The sequence below is a fragment of the Pseudomonas sp. NFX15 genome (assembly GCF_049132105.1).
Classification (GTDB): Bacteria; Pseudomonadota; Gammaproteobacteria; order Pseudomonadales; family Pseudomonadaceae; genus Aquipseudomonas.
Window position 1 is genome coordinate 1 of the sequence record NZ_JAFMPV010000014.1, and the last position, 16,558, is coordinate 16,558.

The 16,558-nt window shown below is 58.8% G+C and carries 18 protein-coding genes; 7 read left to right on the top strand and 11 right to left on the bottom strand.

Annotated features, from left to right (window positions below; genetic code table 11):
• The first annotated feature begins 136 nt into the window (after positions 1-136).
• On the top strand, positions 137-907 hold the full coding sequence (locus J1D76_RS16135; RefSeq protein WP_421139240.1) for an SDR family oxidoreductase: 771 nt from the start codon (positions 137-139) through the stop codon (positions 905-907).
• Positions 908-1,072: 165 nt separating this feature from the next.
• Positions 1,073-1,768 (top strand): tRNA (N6-threonylcarbamoyladenosine(37)-N6)-methyltransferase TrmO, encoded by a 696-nt coding sequence (gene tsaA, locus J1D76_RS16140; RefSeq protein WP_421139357.1) that lies wholly within the window; start codon positions 1,073-1,075, stop codon positions 1,766-1,768.
• A gap of 172 nt (positions 1,769-1,940) precedes the next feature.
• Here the strand turns inward: tsaA and fpr are convergent, their stop codons facing one another.
• Entirely contained in the window at positions 1,941-2,720 is a 780-nt protein-coding gene (fpr, locus tag J1D76_RS16145; protein WP_003443014.1) for a ferredoxin-NADP reductase, read from the bottom strand.
• A gap of 145 nt (positions 2,721-2,865) precedes the next feature.
• On the opposite strand from fpr, the gene J1D76_RS16150 reads away from it, so the two are divergent.
• Entirely contained in the window at positions 2,866-3,792 is a 927-nt protein-coding gene (locus J1D76_RS16150; protein WP_421139241.1) for a LysR family transcriptional regulator, read from the top strand.
• Here the strand turns inward: J1D76_RS16150 and J1D76_RS16155 are convergent.
• From J1D76_RS16155 to J1D76_RS16165, 3 genes are all read right to left on the bottom strand, one after another.
• A complete protein-coding gene (locus J1D76_RS16155) occupies positions 3,789-4,151 on the bottom strand; it encodes a diacylglycerol kinase (RefSeq protein ID WP_008010143.1) in 363 nt (120 codons plus the stop codon). The two genes, J1D76_RS16150 and J1D76_RS16155, sit on opposite strands and share 4 nt — an antisense overlap.
• Positions 4,152-4,227: 76 nt before the next feature.
• On the bottom strand, positions 4,228-4,878 hold the full coding sequence (gene erdR / locus J1D76_RS16160; RefSeq protein ID WP_421139242.1) for a response regulator transcription factor ErdR: 651 nt from the start codon (positions 4,876-4,878) through the stop codon (positions 4,228-4,230).
• A 217-nt stretch (positions 4,879-5,095) separates the two neighbouring features.
• A complete protein-coding gene (locus J1D76_RS16165) occupies positions 5,096-5,854 on the bottom strand; it encodes a tRNA-uridine aminocarboxypropyltransferase (RefSeq protein ID WP_421139243.1) in 759 nt (252 codons plus the stop codon).
• 187 nt (positions 5,855-6,041) lie between these two features.
• On the opposite strand from J1D76_RS16165, the gene J1D76_RS16170 reads away from it, so the two are divergent.
• A complete protein-coding gene (locus J1D76_RS16170) occupies positions 6,042-6,464 on the top strand; it encodes a quorum-sensing-regulated virulence factor family protein (protein WP_421139244.1) in 423 nt (140 codons plus the stop codon).
• Here J1D76_RS16170 and J1D76_RS16175 read toward each other — a convergent pair whose 3' ends face one another.
• Positions 6,465-6,659, bottom strand: a complete 195-nt coding sequence (locus J1D76_RS16175; protein ID WP_421139245.1) for a hypothetical protein — start codon at positions 6,657-6,659, stop codon at positions 6,465-6,467.
• Between the two features lie 481 nt (positions 6,660-7,140).
• Here J1D76_RS16175 and J1D76_RS16180 point away from each other — a divergent pair, with 481 nt between their 5' ends.
• A complete protein-coding gene (locus tag J1D76_RS16180) occupies positions 7,141-8,259 on the top strand; it encodes a TIGR00730 family Rossman fold protein (RefSeq protein WP_421139246.1) in 1,119 nt (372 codons plus the stop codon).
• Between the two features lie 45 nt (positions 8,260-8,304).
• On the opposite strand, the gene recX is transcribed toward J1D76_RS16180, so the two are convergent.
• The 5 genes from recX to J1D76_RS16205 all read right to left on the bottom strand — a co-directional run bounded on the left by recX (position 8,305) and on the right by J1D76_RS16205 (position 11,789).
• Positions 8,305-8,772 (bottom strand): recombination regulator RecX, encoded by a 468-nt coding sequence (gene recX / locus J1D76_RS16185; protein WP_421139247.1) that lies wholly within the window; start codon positions 8,770-8,772, stop codon positions 8,305-8,307.
• A gap of 8 nt (positions 8,773-8,780) precedes the next feature.
• Positions 8,781-9,839, bottom strand: a complete 1,059-nt coding sequence (recA, locus tag J1D76_RS16190) for a recombinase RecA (protein ID WP_046041172.1) — start codon at positions 9,837-9,839, stop codon at positions 8,781-8,783.
• A gap of 83 nt (positions 9,840-9,922) precedes the next feature.
• Positions 9,923-10,423 carry a CinA family protein gene (locus tag J1D76_RS16195; protein ID WP_421139248.1) on the bottom strand — a complete coding sequence of 167 codons (501 nt, stop codon included), beginning with the start codon at positions 10,421-10,423 and terminating at the stop codon, positions 9,923-9,925.
• 116 nt (positions 10,424-10,539) lie between these two features.
• Positions 10,540-10,881: a phage holin family protein gene (locus J1D76_RS16200; RefSeq protein WP_421139249.1), complete on the bottom strand. Its 342-nt coding sequence runs from the start codon at positions 10,879-10,881 to the stop codon at positions 10,540-10,542.
• A 173-nt stretch (positions 10,882-11,054) separates the two neighbouring features.
• Positions 11,055-11,789: a LexA family transcriptional regulator gene (locus J1D76_RS16205; RefSeq protein ID WP_421139358.1), complete on the bottom strand. Its 735-nt coding sequence runs from the start codon at positions 11,787-11,789 to the stop codon at positions 11,055-11,057.
• Between the two features lie 193 nt (positions 11,790-11,982).
• On the opposite strand from J1D76_RS16205, the gene mutS reads away from it, so the two are divergent.
• Positions 11,983-14,562, top strand: coding sequence for a DNA mismatch repair protein MutS (gene mutS / locus J1D76_RS16210; RefSeq protein WP_421139250.1), 2,580 nt, complete (start codon positions 11,983-11,985; stop codon positions 14,560-14,562).
• A gap of 142 nt (positions 14,563-14,704) precedes the next feature.
• The gene (fdxA, locus tag J1D76_RS16215) at positions 14,705-15,043 is read left to right on the top strand and encodes a ferredoxin FdxA (protein WP_421139251.1); all 339 of its coding nucleotides are present in this window, start codon (positions 14,705-14,707) and stop codon (positions 15,041-15,043) included.
• Positions 15,044-15,514: 471 nt separating this feature from the next.
• Here fdxA and rpoS read toward each other — a convergent pair whose 3' ends face one another.
• Positions 15,515-16,522, bottom strand: a complete 1,008-nt coding sequence (gene rpoS, locus J1D76_RS16220) for an RNA polymerase sigma factor RpoS (RefSeq protein ID WP_421139252.1) — start codon at positions 16,520-16,522, stop codon at positions 15,515-15,517.
• Between the last annotated feature and the right edge of the window lie 36 nt (positions 16,523-16,558).

Below are 16,558 nucleotides of genomic sequence, written 5' to 3' on the forward strand. Positions count from 1 at the left end.
CCTCAAAACGCCATCGCCAGCAAGCCGGCTCCTACAAAGGTGTCTATATGAATCCCCATTCCGCGCAAAAATAGTGGCTCCGCTGACCGCGGCTGACGACTAGGGTGTAGTGACCCTCAGCTCTGAAGGATTCGCCATGCATCCCTATTTTTCCCTGCAAGGCCGCACTGCCCTGGTGACCGGCGGCACCCGCGGTATCGGCAAGATGATCGCCAAGGCCTATGTCGAGGCCGGCGCCACGGTCTACGTCTGCGCCCGCGACGCCGAAGCCTGCCAGCAAACCGCTGAAGAACTCGGAGCGCTAGGACGCTGCCACGCCATGGCCGCCAACCTCGCCACCGAAGAAGGCGTTTTGCAACTGGCCACGCGCCTGGGCGAACAGATCCCGCAACTGGATATTCTGGTGAACAACGCCGGCACCACCTGGGGCGCGCCGTTGGAGAGCTATCCGGTCAAGGGCTGGGAAAAAGTCATGCAGCTCAACGTGACGTCGGTGTTCAACTGCATCCAGCAGTTCCTGCCGTTGCTGCGCAAGGCCGGCTCCGAAGCCAATCCGGCAAGGATCATCAACATCGGTTCGGTGGCCGGGATTTCCTCCTTCGGCGAACAGGCCTACGCCTACGGGCCGAGCAAGGCGGCGCTGCATCAGCTGTCGCGGATTCTGGCGCGGGAGTTGGTGAGCCAGCACATCAACGTCAATGTCATCGCGCCGGGACGCTTTCCGAGCAAGATGACCCAGCACATTGGCAATGATGAAGAGGCCTTGGCGCGGGATACGGCGGTGATCCCGATGAAGCGCTGGGGTCGCGAGGAAGAGATGGCGGCATTGGCGATCAGCCTGGCGAGCACCGCCGGGGCCTACATGACCGGGAATATCATTCCGCTGGATGGTGGATTCAGTCTCTGAGATCGGCGGTGAGGCCATCGCGGGCAAGCCGCGCTCCCACAGATTCTTGAGCGCACACAAATCCTGTGGGAGCGGGCTTGCCCGCGAAGAGGCCGGTACAGGCACAACTGAATAAAGACCGATCGGGTTATCATGCCCGCCTTAATCCCGTCTCGACCGCCAACCATGACCTACAGCGTTTCCCCCATCGGCTTCGTGCGCTCCTGTTTCAAGGAGAAGTTCGCCATTCCACGTCAGCCACAACTGGCCCCCGCCGCCCGTGGCGTGCTGGAACTGGTGGCACCGTTCGATCAAGGCGACGCCGTGCAAGGCCTCGAGCAGGTCAGCCATGTGTGGCTGCTGTTCCTGTTCCACCAGGCCCTGGAAGAACAGCCTCGCCTGAAGGTCCGCCCTCCACGCTTGGGCGGCAACAAGTCCATGGGCGTGTTCGCCACCCGCGCCACCCACCGCCCCAATGGCATCGGGCAGTCGGTGGTCAAGCTGGACAAGGTCGAGGCCAATCGCTTGTGGATCTCCGGCATCGATTTGCTGGATGGCACACCGGTTCTCGACATCAAACCCTACGTGCCCTACGCCGACATCATCGACTCGGCCTCCAACAACATCGCCAGTGCCGCGCCTCAGCTGATTCCCGTGCAGTGGACGGACGCAGCACTGCAACAGGCTCACGGGCATGCACAGCGTCTTGAAGAGCCGTTGGTGGAGTTGATCGAGCAATGTCTTGCGCAGGATCCACGCCCGGCTTACCAAATGCCTGCACCCGAGCGCGAATACGGCGCGCAGTTCTGGGATCTGGACGTGCGTTGGCATTATCCGGCGCCCGAGTTGATTCGGGTGCTGGAAGTGATTCCGGTCACATAAACCCGGCAACAAAAAAGCCCGCGTCAATCACGCGGGCTTTCCTTGTGCTACACGGCACCCTGTAGGAGCTGGCTTGCCAGCGAAGAACTCGAAAACACCGCGTTTATCAGGCAAGCACGCGTTTTCGTTGACGACCTTCGCGAGCAAGCTCGTTCCCACACGTGACCTGCGGTCACTTCTCGACGAATGCACGCTCGATCAGGTAATCACCCGGCTCGCGCATCCGCGGCGAAACCTTCAGGCCGAAGCTGTTCAACACTTCGCTGGTCTCGTCCAGCATGCTCGGGCTGCCGCACAGCATGGCGCGGTCGTCCTGCGGGTTGATCGGTGGCAGGCCGATGTCGCTGAACAACTTGCCGCTGCGCATCAGGTCGGTCAGGCGACCTTCGTTCTCGAACGGCTCGCGGGTCACAGTCGGGTAGTAGATCAGCTTGTCACGCAGAGCTTCGCCGAAGAACTCGTTCTGCGGCAGGTGCTCGGTGATGAACTCGCGGTAGGCGACTTCATTGACGTAGCGCACGCCGTGGCACAGGATCACTTTTTCGAAACGCTCGTAGGTTTCCGGGTCCTGGATAACGCTCATGAACGGCGCCAGACCGGTACCGGTGCTGAGCAGGTACAAGTGTTTGCCAGGCTTCAAGTCATCCAGCACCAGCGTGCCGGTAGGCTTCTTGCTGATGATGATCTCGTCGCCTTCCTTCAGGTGCTGCAACTGCGAAGTCAGCGGACCATCGGGTACCTTGATGCTGAAGAACTCGAGGTGCTCTTCCCAATTCGGGCTGGCAATCGAGTAAGCGCGCATAAGCGGGCGGCCGTTGGGCTGTTGCAGGCCGATCATCACGAACTGACCGTTCTCGAAGCGCAGGCCCGGGTCGCGGGTGCACTTGAAGCTGAACAGAGTGTCGTTCCAGTGATGAACACTGAGGACACGCTCGTGGTTCATGTTGCTCATGTACGTGGGACTCCTGGAGATTTGTCTGCGCGTCTTCGGTGTGCTCTGCAAAAAAGCCAGCTCTGCGCAATTGCAACGCATTCTAAAGGCAGAGACAATATCTGTTAAATGGATTATTAAGATAAGGGTTATCGGTTATATCGATATGCGATTTACTCTACGTCAACTTCAAGTCTTCGTCGCCGTCGCCCAGCAGGAAAGCGTATCCCGTGCCGCGGGCCTGCTCAACCTCTCGCAGTCGGCGGCGAGCACCTCGATCACCGAGCTTGAGCGCCAGTGCAGCTGCCAGCTGTTCGACCGCGCCGGCAAACGGCTGAGCCTCAACGCCCTCGGCAAACAGCTGCTGCCCCAAGCAGTGGCCTTGCTGGACCAGGCCAAGGAAATCGAAGACCTGCTCAACGGCAAGTCCGGCTTCGGCTCGCTGGCGGTGGGCGCGACCCTGACCATCGGCAATTACCTGGCCACCCTGCTGATCGGCGGCTTCATGCAGCGCCATCCCGAGAGCCAGGTCAAATTGCACGTGCAGAACACTGCCAATATCGTGCAACAAGTGGCGCACTATGAAATTGATCTGGGTCTAATCGAAGGCGATTGCAGCCACCCGGACATCGAAGTGCAGAGCTGGGTCGAAGACGAGCTGGTGGTGTTTTGCGCCCCGCAACACCCACTGGCCAAACGCGGCACAGCGACCATGGAGGAGTTGAGCCACGAAGCCTGGATCTTGCGCGAACAAGGCTCGGGCACCCGCCTGACCTTCGATCAGGCGATGCGTCATCACCGCACGTCGTTGAACATCCGCCTGGAGCTGGAACACACCGAAGCGATCAAACGCGCGGTGGAGTCAGGTTTGGGGATTGGCTGTATCTCCAGGCTGGCTTTGCGCGACGCGTTCCGCCGCGGCAGCCTGGTGCCTGTCGAAACGCCGGATCTGGACCTGGCGCGACAGTTCTACTTCATCTGGCATAAACAGAAATACCAGACCTCGGCGATGCGCGAATTCCTCGAACTGTGCCGCGCCTTCACCGCCGGGGTTCAGCGCAGCGACGAGATCGTCCTGCCGGCCATCGCTTAAAGCAGGATCACCGCCCATACCAGGGCAATCATGCTCAAAGCCACGAACTGGGCGGCGCTGCCCATGTCCTTGGCATTCTTCGACAGCGGGTGCAGCTCAAGGGAAATGCGGTCGATGGCCGCTTCCACGGCCGAGTTGAGCAGCTCGACGATCAATGCCAGCAGGCACACAGCGATCAGCAACGCTTGCTCGACCCGGCTGACGTTCAGGAAGAACGACAGTGGAATCAGGATGACATTGAGCAACACCAGTTGGCGAAAAGCCGCTTCACCGGTGAAGGCTGCGCGCAGGCCGTCCAGCGAATAACCGGAGGCATTGAGGATACGTTTCAGGCCGGTCTGGCCTTTGAAAGGTGACATAGAGTGGGCAACTGACAAAAAAAGAAGTGGGAAAGCTAGTTCAACCAAAGTCAAAAAAGCGTGAAGTTGCCAGCCTTCAATGGCTGGAAATTGACTCAAGTTGTTGCAAGAGCAGCGCGGCCTGGGTCCGGGTCCGCACGTTCAGTTTACGGAAAATCGCCGTGACGTGCGCTTTGATCGTTGCCTCGGAAACGCTCAGCTCGTAGGCGATCTGCTTGTTCAGCAGCCCTTCGCAGACCATGGTCAGCACCCTGAACTGCTGCGGCGTCAGGCTGGCAAGGCCTTCGCTGGCCGCCTTGGCCTCGTCAGAAACGCTGACCGCTTCGAAGGCCTGAGGCGGCCAGAACACGTCGCCATCGAGCACCGCACGAACGGCCTTCTGGATCACACTCAGGTCGCTGGACTTGGGAATGAAGCCACTGGCGCCGAATTCACGCGACTTGACCATAATGGTCGGTTCTTCCTGGGCCGAGACCATGACCACCGGAATCTGCGGGTACTGGCCACGCAGCAGGACAAGCCCGGAAAAACCATAGGCCCCTGGCATGTTCAGGTCCAGCAGAACCAGATCCCAATCGGACTTTTCAGTCAGGCGGGTTTCCAGTTCGGCGATGCTCGCCACTTCCACCAGACGCACATCCGGGCCAAGGCCAAGGGTCAATGCTTGATGCAAGGCGCTGCGAAAAAGCGGGTGGTCATCGGCAATCAGGATTTCGTATGTGGCCATTTTTCAAATGATCCTGTTTTTCATGGGACGCCCACTGCATTCGGGCCTCTCCAAAACAACTCGAGGCACAGCCACGCAGCTGCACTGACAAGGCACGTTCAACGCAAAAATGGCGTTACCCATTCGGCCCGCACCCTGACCGGCGCCAAGCATGCCCAGCGAAGCCGGGGTGGTCAAGCAGCAGGCCGGGTACACTTTATTGCAGTATGGGCGACAATCAGTCCGTCAACGCGGTGCCCGGCTGGACATAGGGCATCAACTCGGCGTGCGCAGGAGTCGACACGTTCATGTCCAGTTGATGCTTGGCGTCCAGGTAATGCTGGCTGAACACGTCAAAGTAGGCGTCCAGCGCCGAGGCGGCGGCAACATCGCCCGCCAGGTCGAGGCACAGCGCCGCCACCTCCGCCGTGCACAGGTGCTCGCTGCGGGTCGAGCGGCGCAACCGATAGCGCGAGAGTTTCTCGGGCAGCAGGCTGAGGATCGGCAAACGGTCAAAATACGGACTCTTGCGAAATATTTTCCGCGCTTCAGTCCAGGTCGCATCCAGCAGGATGAACAGCGGGCGCTTGCTGCCATCGACACCCACGCTGTTGGTCACCCGTTCTGGCTCGACGTACTCACCCGGAAACACCAGGTATGGCTGCCATTGCGGGTCCGACAACAAGGCCAGCAATTTCGGATCGACCTCGGTACGGGACCAGATAAAAGCATGGTTGTCTGGCACCACATCGGCGATCAACCAACCGGTATTGCTCGGTTTGAATACTTCCTTGTTGGTCATGATCAGGCACACGCCGGACCGGGTCTCGACTTGCGGGCGCCATGCGCACAGGCAGTGGCTCTCGATCACCCGGCAATCGCGGCAACGCGCAGCACGCCAGCCGCGGGCCTGGATCGGCTTGATACCGTCGTCTTCACGCTGGTCGCGCAAGCGGGCTACGGCATTCAAGGCAAATCGCGGGGAGGCATGGCTCATCGCGGGCAACGCCGGCAGGAAAGGTAAATCGACACGAAAAACACTCGATAGGCAGAAAGTGCCGGCAGTTTACCAGAGCGCCCGGCGCAAGCCTGTACCGTCCAGCCCGCCTCCCCTATAATTCGCCGCCACTGAACGCACAGTCACGTGACGGGTCCAACCCCCATCACTGAACCAGGAGAGTTTCATGCTGCGCCTTATCGTTCCTACCGCGGTCATTTTGCTGGCGTCGTCCCTCAACGCTCAGGCCGCGTCCCTGAAAGACACGGAACTGAACAAAATGCTGCAAAACGTCGCCGCACAAAGCAGCGTCGGCACTCCACGGGCTATCAACGAAGACATTCTCGATCAGGGCTACACCGTTGAAGGTAATCAACTGATCAATCATTTGAGCGTGCAAAGCAGCCACGCCGATAAGATGCGTTCCGACCCTAAAGCCGTGTACTTCCAGTTGGGCGCTTCTGTCTGCCGCAACGAAGGGTTTCGCAAGTTGATGGCCAAGGGCGCTATCATGCGTTACGACTTCACCGAGGTGAAGACCAACCGTCCGGTGGGCTCCGCCAGCTTCCAGGAATCGGATTGCCTGCAGCCGGCCAAGAAGAAAAAGTGATCAACGGAAAGTGGCGCGCCGCTGTTCATCTTCGGCGCGCAATTCCGCCAACAGTGCCTGCAAGTAATGCGAACGGCGTTCACCGCCACGCAATCGCCGGCAGCACTCCTCTTCGAGGCTCAAATGATTGGCCTCGGCTGAAGATTTCAGCAATCGATACAGCTGCGTATCGATCTCCAGAACGACTCTGGCCATGGTTTCCCGCCTCCCTGCACTTCGCTCTTGTCTGAGCGATAAATCCTTAAAACGCTTATACCGTGCGCCTTGCCCTTGACGCGAAGTTGCCGTGTGTCACCTGTTACTTAGTAAATCAGAGTGACGCGACAGCGGCGTACGTTCAGACGAGCGGTGAAACCACCTTGCAAACCGTCAATAAGCGGTTGCCAGGAAAGACTTTGTGGCGCAATGATCAATGCAGCGCAATTGACCGTTAAGGTCTAGATTTCAATCCATCCACGTTGACTTTTTCTGGGCTGGAAGGGACGGCCCGTGGCATGTCGAGTGATGCGAACGTTTCTTTCATCCAAGGGAAAAACAGAGCCTGTTAAGTTGACCCGATGCCTATCGAGTCAAGAAGATCGCCCAGGCATGGGCTTGGGCAGACAGCGATACATGAAGTGTCGTGGCACCGACCTGCGATGTCGGGCCGAGGGTTCTGTGCAGAAGGAGAAGTTGAATGCCTTACCAACCGAATGACCTCTTGAGCCGTCATTTTGAAGCAAGCGGCCACGACCTCATCAGCAAGGTCGAAGAACAACTCAAACTGATTTCACCCAATAGCCCCAACATCCCGATCTACCGCGATATGATCCTGACCGTGCTACGCATGGCCCAGGATGACCATAACCGCTGGAACGCCAAGATCACCCTGCAGGCCCTGCGCGAACTGGAACAGGCGTTCCGCGTACTGGAACAATTCAAGGGACGGCGCAAAGTCACGGTATTCGGCTCGGCCCGCACGCCCATGGAGCATCCGCTCTACAGCATGGCCCGGGAGCTTGGCGCCGCACTGGCGCGCTCGGACCTGATGGTCATCACCGGTGCTGGCGGCGGCATCATGGCCGCCGCTCACGAGGGCGCCGGGTTGGCCCACAGCCTGGGCTTCAACATCACCCTGCCCTTCGAACAGCATGCCAATCCCACCGTCAACGGCACGACCAACCTGCTGCCCTTCCATTTCTTCTTCACCCGCAAGCTGTTCTTCGTCAAGGAAGCCGACGCGCTGGTCCTGTGTCCAGGCGGCTTCGGCACGCTGGATGAAGCACTGGAAGTATTGACCCTGATCCAGACCGGCAAGAGCCCATTGGTGCCCGTGGTACTACTCGACACGCCGGGCGGCAAGTTCTGGCAGGGCGCGCTGGATTTCATCCACCAGCAATTGGAGGAAAACCATTACATCCTGCCGACCGACATGAAGCTGGTGACCTTGGTCTACAACGTTGAAGACGCGGTTGAGCACATCAACCAGTTCTATAGCAACTTCCACTCCAGTCGCTGGCTCAAGCATCAGTTCCTGATTCGCATGAATCACACGCTCACCGACCAGGCACTCGAACACATGCAGGAGGCTTTCGCCGACCTGTGCCTGAGCGACCACTTCCACCAGCACGCCTACAGCAGTGAAGAGCATGACGAGGTCGAGTTCAGCCATCTGGCACGGTTGGTCTTCAACTTCAACGCCCGTAATCATGGGCGCCTGCGCGAGCTTGTCGACTACATCAACCTGTCGGAAAACTGGACGCAAGCAAAACCCCAGGCACAACAGCGCACGCGAGAATCGACAAAGGTTACGTAAGGCATAAAAAAACGGCCCGCTATCGAAATAGCGGGCCGTTTCAGTTCAATCGTCCATCCCTCGACCGCTGAACAGGCGGTTGATCATCTCCATGGAGTATCCGCGATACGCCAGGAACCGGCCTTGCCTCGCACGCTCCTTGGCATCTTCGGGTAGTTGCCCGGAGAACTTACGCCGCCAGGTATCGGCCAGTTGCGCCTGCCAGTCGACACCACTCTCACGCAGGGCGAGTTCAATATCGCTACGCTGTAGGCCACGCTGACCTAACTCTTCACGAATGCGTAAAGGGCCATAGCCTGAACGGGCACGGTAGGAAACGAAACTTTCGAGATAACGGGCTTCGGACAACAGCCCCTCTTCCGTCAAGCGGTCGAGTGCTGTTTCGATCATGTCAGGGAGGGCGCCGCGCTGACGCAGTTTACGCGTCAGCTCGACACGACCGTGCTCGCGTCGTGCGAGCAAGTCCATTGCAGTTCGCCGCACCGCGACGAGGGTATCGAGTACGGCGGTCATCACTTCGATCAGATATCAGCGTCAGCCAGGTCGTCTTCGGTCTCTTTGACCGCAGAAGCTTTAGCGTCAGCTACCGACGAAGGGGACAACAGCTTGTCACGCAATTGCTTCTCCAGCTTTGCCGCGACTTCCGGGTTGTCTGCCAGGAACTTGGCCGAGTTGGCCTTGCCCTGACCGATCTTGGTGCCTTCATAGGCATACCAGGCACCGGATTTCTCGACGAAACCGTGCAGAACACCCAGGTCGATCATCTCACCGTTGAGGTAGATGCCCTTGCCGTAAAGAATCTGGAACTCGGCCTGACGGAACGGCGAAGCCACTTTGTTCTTCACAACCTTGACGCGGGTTTCGCTACCGACGACTTCGTCACCTTCTTTCACCGCGCCAGTGCGACGGATGTCCAGACGAACCGATGCGTAGAACTTCAGTGCGTTACCACCGGTGGTGGTCTCCGGGCTACCGAACATCACGCCGATTTTCATACGGATCTGGTTGATGAAGATCACCAGGCAGTTGGCGTTCTTGATGTTACCGGTGATTTTACGCAGCGCCTGGGACATCAAGCGGGCTTGCAGGCCGACGTGCATGTCGCCCATTTCGCCTTCGATTTCTGCCTTTGGCACCAGGGCGGCCACGGAGTCGACGATGATCACGTCAACCGCATTGGAACGCACCAGCATGTCGGTGATTTCCAGGGCCTGCTCGCCGGTGTCCGGCTGGGAAACCAGCAGGTCGTCGACGTTGACGCCCAGCTTGCCGGCGTACTCAGGGTCGAGGGCGTGTTCGGCATCGACGAATGCGCAGGTCGCGCCGGCTTTTTGAGCCTGGGCGATCACCGACAAGGTCAGCGTAGTTTTACCGGAGGATTCAGGACCGTAGATTTCAACAATACGGCCTTTTGGCAGACCGCCGATGCCGAGCGCAATGTCCAGACCCAGAGAGCCAGTGGAGATGGCCGGGATCGCCTGACGGTCCTGATCGCCCATACGCATTACGGCACCCTTGCCGAATTGACGTTCGATCTGACCCAGGGCCGCAGCCAAGGCTTTCTTCTTGTTGTCGTCCATTAAAGTCCTCACGTAATCAATAAGGCCTGACGGCCAACACCTGTATAAGTAGCCAGTATTATTCCACAGCGATTCCGGATCGCCTACCCCTGATTTGAGATTTCTGCCGCGGCATACCGCAGCAGCCCCTCTAGCGCGGCCTTCACCGTTTGTCGGCGGACCTCATCGCGATCACCGACGAAATGCTCCACCTCGCTGAAGACTCGCTCGCCCACGCCCCAGGCCAACCATACCGTGCCCACGGGCTTGCTCGGCGAACCACCGTCCGGCCCCGCCACGCCGCTGACTGCCACGGAAAAATATGCGCGGCTTTTTTCCTGTGCGCCCCTGGCCATCGCCTCGACGACCTCGCGACTGACCGCGCCCACCGTGGTGAACAATTCTACCGGGACGTCCAGTTGCAGGTTCTTCTGCAGATTGGAGTAAGTGACATAACCGGCCTCGAACCAAGCCGAACTGCCCGGAATACGAGTGATCGCCTCGGCAATCCCGCCTCCGGTACAGGACTCGGCCGTGGAAACATGGGCATTGAGAAACTGCAATTGCCTGCCAAGGTCAGCGGCGAGTTGGGTGATTACTTTCACGGTCATCTCCTGATGGGGCGGGATGGGTTAACCGTACACGAGCAGACCGCACTTGCAAGTTGCAGGATCGATCAAAATGTAAAGAACAGAGGCTCTGGAGAAGGTCTGTCGGGGGCTCAATCGTCTACGTCGCCGGACCGGCCCTGACGGATGCCCATGCGCTTGGCTGCCCAGCGCTCATACAGCCCTAACACCACATCTGTCCCGGCCATCGCCGTCAGGCAGCCCCCTGCACAAGCGGCCCAAACGGAAACATCAGCCGCGTGCAGCAGCATGATGGCTGACGCACCGCATAGCATGCTGGAGCCCGACCGCACGCCCACGCGTCGAACAAGGGGCCAGCCACGAATACCCTCTTTGTCGGCACGCCACATTTCACCGCTAATACCCCCGAGCACCGGCAGGATGATGAGCAGCCAGAGAGGCATGTCCAGCAATGCATATTGCTCGGCAGTCATTTCAGGCCTCCTTGCGCAGGCGGTCACACCGCGTATTGAATAAGTAGGCAAACAGGTTATGCATCAATGCATATTCAGTCAATGCGTTAACGCATCGAAAAAAGACAATCCGACGTTTCAGCGGGCGAAAAAAAACCGCTGCAGGAGCGGTTTTTATCGGAACACATGCGTTATCAGCGTGCGTACATACCCCACCAGAAGACATGTCCAAGGATGACAATCGGCTCCTCCTGGACTTCCTGAAAGGTGTAGTCCTCATCCGGATGCTCGTCTCGGTTAAAGCTGCGCAAGCGAATCCCGGTGGGCAGGCGATACAACTGCTTTACCCGCAATTGACCGTTGTGATTGATCGCATAAAGGTCGCCGTCAACGATATCGCCAATACCGCATTTGCCGGCATTCACGCCGACCGTGGCGCCATCGCGCAGCACCGGCAACATGCTGTTGCCACGTACGGTCACGCATTTGGCCTGGTCGAACTGCACGCCATTGTGGCGCAGGCTTCGCTTGCCGAAGCGCAGGCTAGCGCGCTCGCTCTCCTCAATGACGAATCTTCCTGATCCGGCGGCCAATTCCACCTCGCGAAGAAAGGGAACGGACACCTCGTCATCGTCGACCGGCGTGTCGTCGTCCCACAAGCTGATGTCCTTGAGCTCAGAATGCACAGGCGCTCGCCCGGCATGGGCCACCGGTGCCACGTCCGCACGGCCACGCAATTGGTCGGTACTCAGGGCGAAATAATCGGCAATCTTCGAAATATGCTTATCCGAAGGATCGACGATTTTCCCGCTGAGAATCCGCGAGAGCGTGGATTGAGGCACGCCGGTGCGACGGTGTAGCTCCGTGGGGGAGATCCCGTGCTGATCGAGCAGTGCTTTTAAGACAGTCGACACGTTGCGTTTTTGCATAACACGCATAGTGCTGGTTATTTTCGAAGAAAACAAATGCCAACCTGCATATTTTCGCCTGCCAAAACCGGTCATCCGACCGCGATGCCTGCGTCCGGCCGACCGCCCATGGTAACCTTGCGCCCATCGCGGAAAAGCCCGGCAGTTGCCTCGCTTTTGCCCCACCTCTTTCAACGAGTTTCCTGACAATCCGATGAATAAAGCCGTTTCCGACCTGTCCTCCCACACGCCGATGATGCAGCAGTACTGGCGCCTGAAAAACCAGCATCCGGACCAGCTGATGTTCTACCGCATGGGCGACTTCTACGAGATCTTCTACGAAGATGCGAAGAAGGCAGCCAAGTTGCTGGACATCACCCTGACCGCCCGTGGGCAGTCGGCCGGACAGGCGATTCCGATGTGCGGGATTCCCTACCATGCCGCCGAGGGTTACCTGGCGAAACTGGTGAAGCTCGGCGAGTCGGTGGTGATCTGCGAGCAGGTCGGCGACCCGGCCACGAGCAAGGGGCCGGTGGAGCGCCAGGTCGTGCGCATTATCACGCCGGGGACGGTGAGTGACGAAGCGCTGCTCGATGAACGTCGCGACAACCTGATTGCCGCAGTCCTGGGCGATGAGCGCCTGTTTGGCCTGGCGGTGCTAGACATCACCAGCGGCAACTTCAGCGTGCTGGAAATCAAGGGCTGGGAAAACCTGCTGGCGGAACTCGAGCGGGTCAACCCGGTGGAGCTGCTGATACCGGATGACTGGCCCAAGGACTTGCCGGCAGAAAAACGCCGTGGCGTGCGTCGCCGTGCGCCGTGGGATTTCGAGCGTGACTCGGCGCTCAAGAGCCTGTGCCAACAATTTTCCACCCAGGACCTCAAGGGCTTTGGCTGTGAAAACCTGACCCTGGCCATCGGCGCTGCCGGTTGCTTGCTGGCCTACGCCAAGGAAACCCAGCGCACTGCCCTGCCGCATTTGCGCAGCCTGCGCCATGAACGCCTGGACGATACCGTGGTACTCGATGGCGCCAGCCGTCGTAACCTGGAACTCGACACCAACCTGGCCGGCGGTCGCGACAACACCCTGCAATCGGTGGTCGATCGCTGCCAGACCGCCATGGGCAGCCGTCTGCTGACCCGTTGGCTGAATCGCCCGCTGCGTGATTTGACAGTATTGCTCGCACGCCAGAGCTCGATCACGTGCCTGCTTGACCGTTACCGCTTCGAGAAGCTGCAACCGCAACTCAAGGAAATCGGTGACATCGAGCGCATTCTCGCGCGGATCGGCCTGCGCAACGCCCGCCCGCGAGACCTCGCACGCTTGCGTGACGCCCTCGGCGCCCTGCCCGAGCTGCAAGTGGCAATGACCGAGCTCGAAGCCCCGCACCTCCAGCAACTGGCCACCATCACCAGCACCTATCCGGACCTGGCGGCACTCCTGGAAAAAGCCATTATCGACAACCCGCCTGCGGTGATCCGCGACGGTGGTGTGTTGAAGACCGGATACGACAGCGAACTCGACGAACTTCAGTCGCTCAGCGAAAACGCCGGGCAATTCCTGATCGACCTCGAAGCCCGGGAAAAAGCCCGCACCGGCCTGTCTCACCTGAAGGTCGGTTACAACCGCATTCACGGTTACTTCATCGAACTGCCGAGCAAACAAGCAGAGTCGGCACCGGCTGACTACATTCGTCGGCAGACGCTCAAGGGCGCCGAGCGTTTCATTACCCCGGAACTCAAGGCTTTCGAAGACAAGGCATTATCCGCCAAGAGCCGTGCCCTGGCCCGCGAGAAGATGCTGTACGAGGCGTTGCTCGAAGACCTGATCGACCGGTTGCCGCCGCTGCAGGATACTGCCGGCGCCCTGGCCGAGCTGGACGTATTGAGCAACCTGGCCGAACGTGCACTGAACCTCGACCTGAACTGCCCGCGCTTCGTCAGCGAGCCGTGCATGCGCATCAGCCAGGGGCGCCACCCGGTGGTCGAACAAGTGCTGACCACGCCGTTCGTGGCCAACGACCTGAGCCTGGACGACAACACCCGCATGCTGGTGATCACCGGCCCGAACATGGGCGGTAAATCCACCTACATGCGTCAAACCGCACTGATCGTGCTGCTGGCCCACATCGGCAGCTTCGTACCGGCAGCCAGTTGCGAACTGTCGCTGGTCGACCGAATCTTCACCCGGATTGGCTCCAGCGATGACCTGGCCGGCGGGCGCTCGACGTTCATGGTGGAAATGAGCGAAACCGCGAACATTCTGCACAACGCCACCGAGCGCAGCCTGGTGCTGATGGACGAAGTGGGGCGTGGCACCAGCACCTTCGACGGCCTGTCCCTGGCATGGGCCGCCGCCGAACGCCTGGCGCACCTGCGGGCCTACACCCTGTTCGCCACCCACTACTTTGAGCTGACCGTGCTGCCGGAAGCCCAGCCACTGGTGGCCAACGTGCACCTCAATGCCACTGAGCACAACGAGCGCATCGTGTTCCTGCACCACGTGCTGCCCGGCCCAGCCAGCCAGAGTTACGGCTTGGCCGTTGCACAGCTCGCCGGTGTCCCGAGTGAAGTCATCACCCGTGCTCGCGAGCATTTGAGCCGTCTGGAAGACACCGCCCTGCCCCATGAGGTGCCCGCACCTGCCAAGGGCAAACCGGCGGCGCCGATGCAGAGCGATCTGTTTGCCAGCCTGCCGCACCCGGTGCTGGATGAACTGGCAAAACTCGATCTGGACGATATGACTCCACGTCGTGCTCTCGAAATGCTCTATACACTAAAGACACGGATCTAACGCAGCGGCTTGCAAGCTGTTAGAATCTCGCGCGGTTTGGGATGCTGCAGGCTTTTAGCCTGGCCTGCAGACTATCGCTCCCAAACCTGGCGACCCCTACGAGAAGGGGCGCAGCAAGCCGCGCCTGAGGAGAAAATTAGAAATGACCTTCGTCGTCACCGACAACTGCATCAAGTGCAAGTACACCGACTGCGTAGAAGTCTGTCCGGTGGACTGCTTTTACGAAGGCCCGAACTTCCTGGTGATTCACCCGGATGAGTGCATCGATTGCGCGCTGTGCGAACCTGAATGCCCTGCTTTGGCTATCTTCTCCGAAGATGAGGTTCCGGCCGGCATGGAGAACTTCATCGAGCTGAACGCAGAGTTGGCCGATATCTGGCCCAACATCACTGAGAAGAAAGAATCGTTGCCTGATGCAGAAGAGTTTGATCGCGCCATCAACAAATCTGTAGGCAGCAAGCTCAAAGACCTCGAACGCTGATCACCCCCGCGTTCCAAAAAAAGGCCCCACAAGGGCCTTTTTGCTTTTTTGCAGGCAAAAAAAGGGGCGGTTTGACCCGCCCACATTTTTTCCCTATTCCCTGTATTCCTTTTCATCATCCTGATGAATCGCGTCCTGCGAGTTCCCTTTCCCTCATCCTTGAAGGACGTGTCTGTCCGTCGACACAACCTGGATACTAGAGGTTTCCCCGTGGCGATCAATCGCCCATCGGCGCTACGCCTGGCTGTCATACTCCGCCACGATCAAAAAAATAATATTTAAAATCATCCTGTTAGAAACATAACGCATGCAATATCGGTGACTGCCAAGGTGTAAAAATAACGAACACCTACGCAAGAGTAAGCCCAGGCTTACAACACGAAACCGAAATCCCGAGCAGTTACCTTCAAATCTCGGGCATAAAAAAACCCCGAGCCAGTCGGGGTCTTTTATGCCATCGCAGCAAGTGCCTTATTGGAACAGCGACTCACTCGACAGACCATTTTTTTCCAGGATCTCGCGCAGCCGCTTCAAGCCTTCCACCTGAATCTGCCTGACCCGTTCCCGGGTCAGGCCAATTTCCAGGCCGACGTCTTCAAGTGTGCTGCTTTCATGACCGCGTAGGCCGAAGCGGCGTACAACCACCTCGCGTTGCTTGTCGGTCAGCTCCGAAAGCCATTGATCGATGCTCTGCGACAGGTCGTCGTCCTGCAACAGTTCGCATGGATCGGTGGGGCGATCGTCAGTCAGGGTGTCCAGCAGGGTTTTATCCGAATCCGGACCCAGCGAGACGTCGACCGAAGAGACCCGCTCGTTGAGGCCGAGCATGCGCTTGACTTCTCCCACCGGTTTTTCCAGCAGGTTGGCGATTTCTTCGGGTGAGGGTTCATGGTCGAGTTTTTGTGTCAGCTCCCGCGCGGCCCGCAGGTACACGTTCAGCTCCTTGACCACATGAATCGGCAACCGGATGGTACGGGTCTGATTCATGATTGCGCGTTCGATGGTTTGGCGAATCCACCAGGTCGCGTAGGTCGAAAAGCGGAAACCGCGTTCCGGATCGAACTTCTCCACCGCCCGGATCAAACCGAGGTTGCCCTCTTCGATCAGGTCCAGCAGCGACAGCCCGCGATTGACGTAGCGCCGGGCGATTTTCACCACCAGCCGCAGGTTGCTTTCAATCATGCGCTTGCGCCCCGCCGGATCGCCACTTTGCGACAGGCGCGCAAAATGAACTTCTTCTTCGGGTGAAAGCAGGGGGGAGAAACCAATTTCGTTGAGGTACAACTGCGTGGCATCGAGCGCCCGCGTGTAGTCAATGTACTTGTGTTGCTTCAACGCTGCGGAGTGTTTGGATTTGGCACGAACGGAAGGTGGAGCCGCCCCTTCATCATTCGACATCGAATCCGTATCGATGCTGCTCTCCATCAGGAGAACCTCATCGTCGATGTCAAACTCCGGCACTTCTTTACTGAGAGCCATTGTTATAGTCCTTTGGTGAGTTCGACCTCAAGCTCA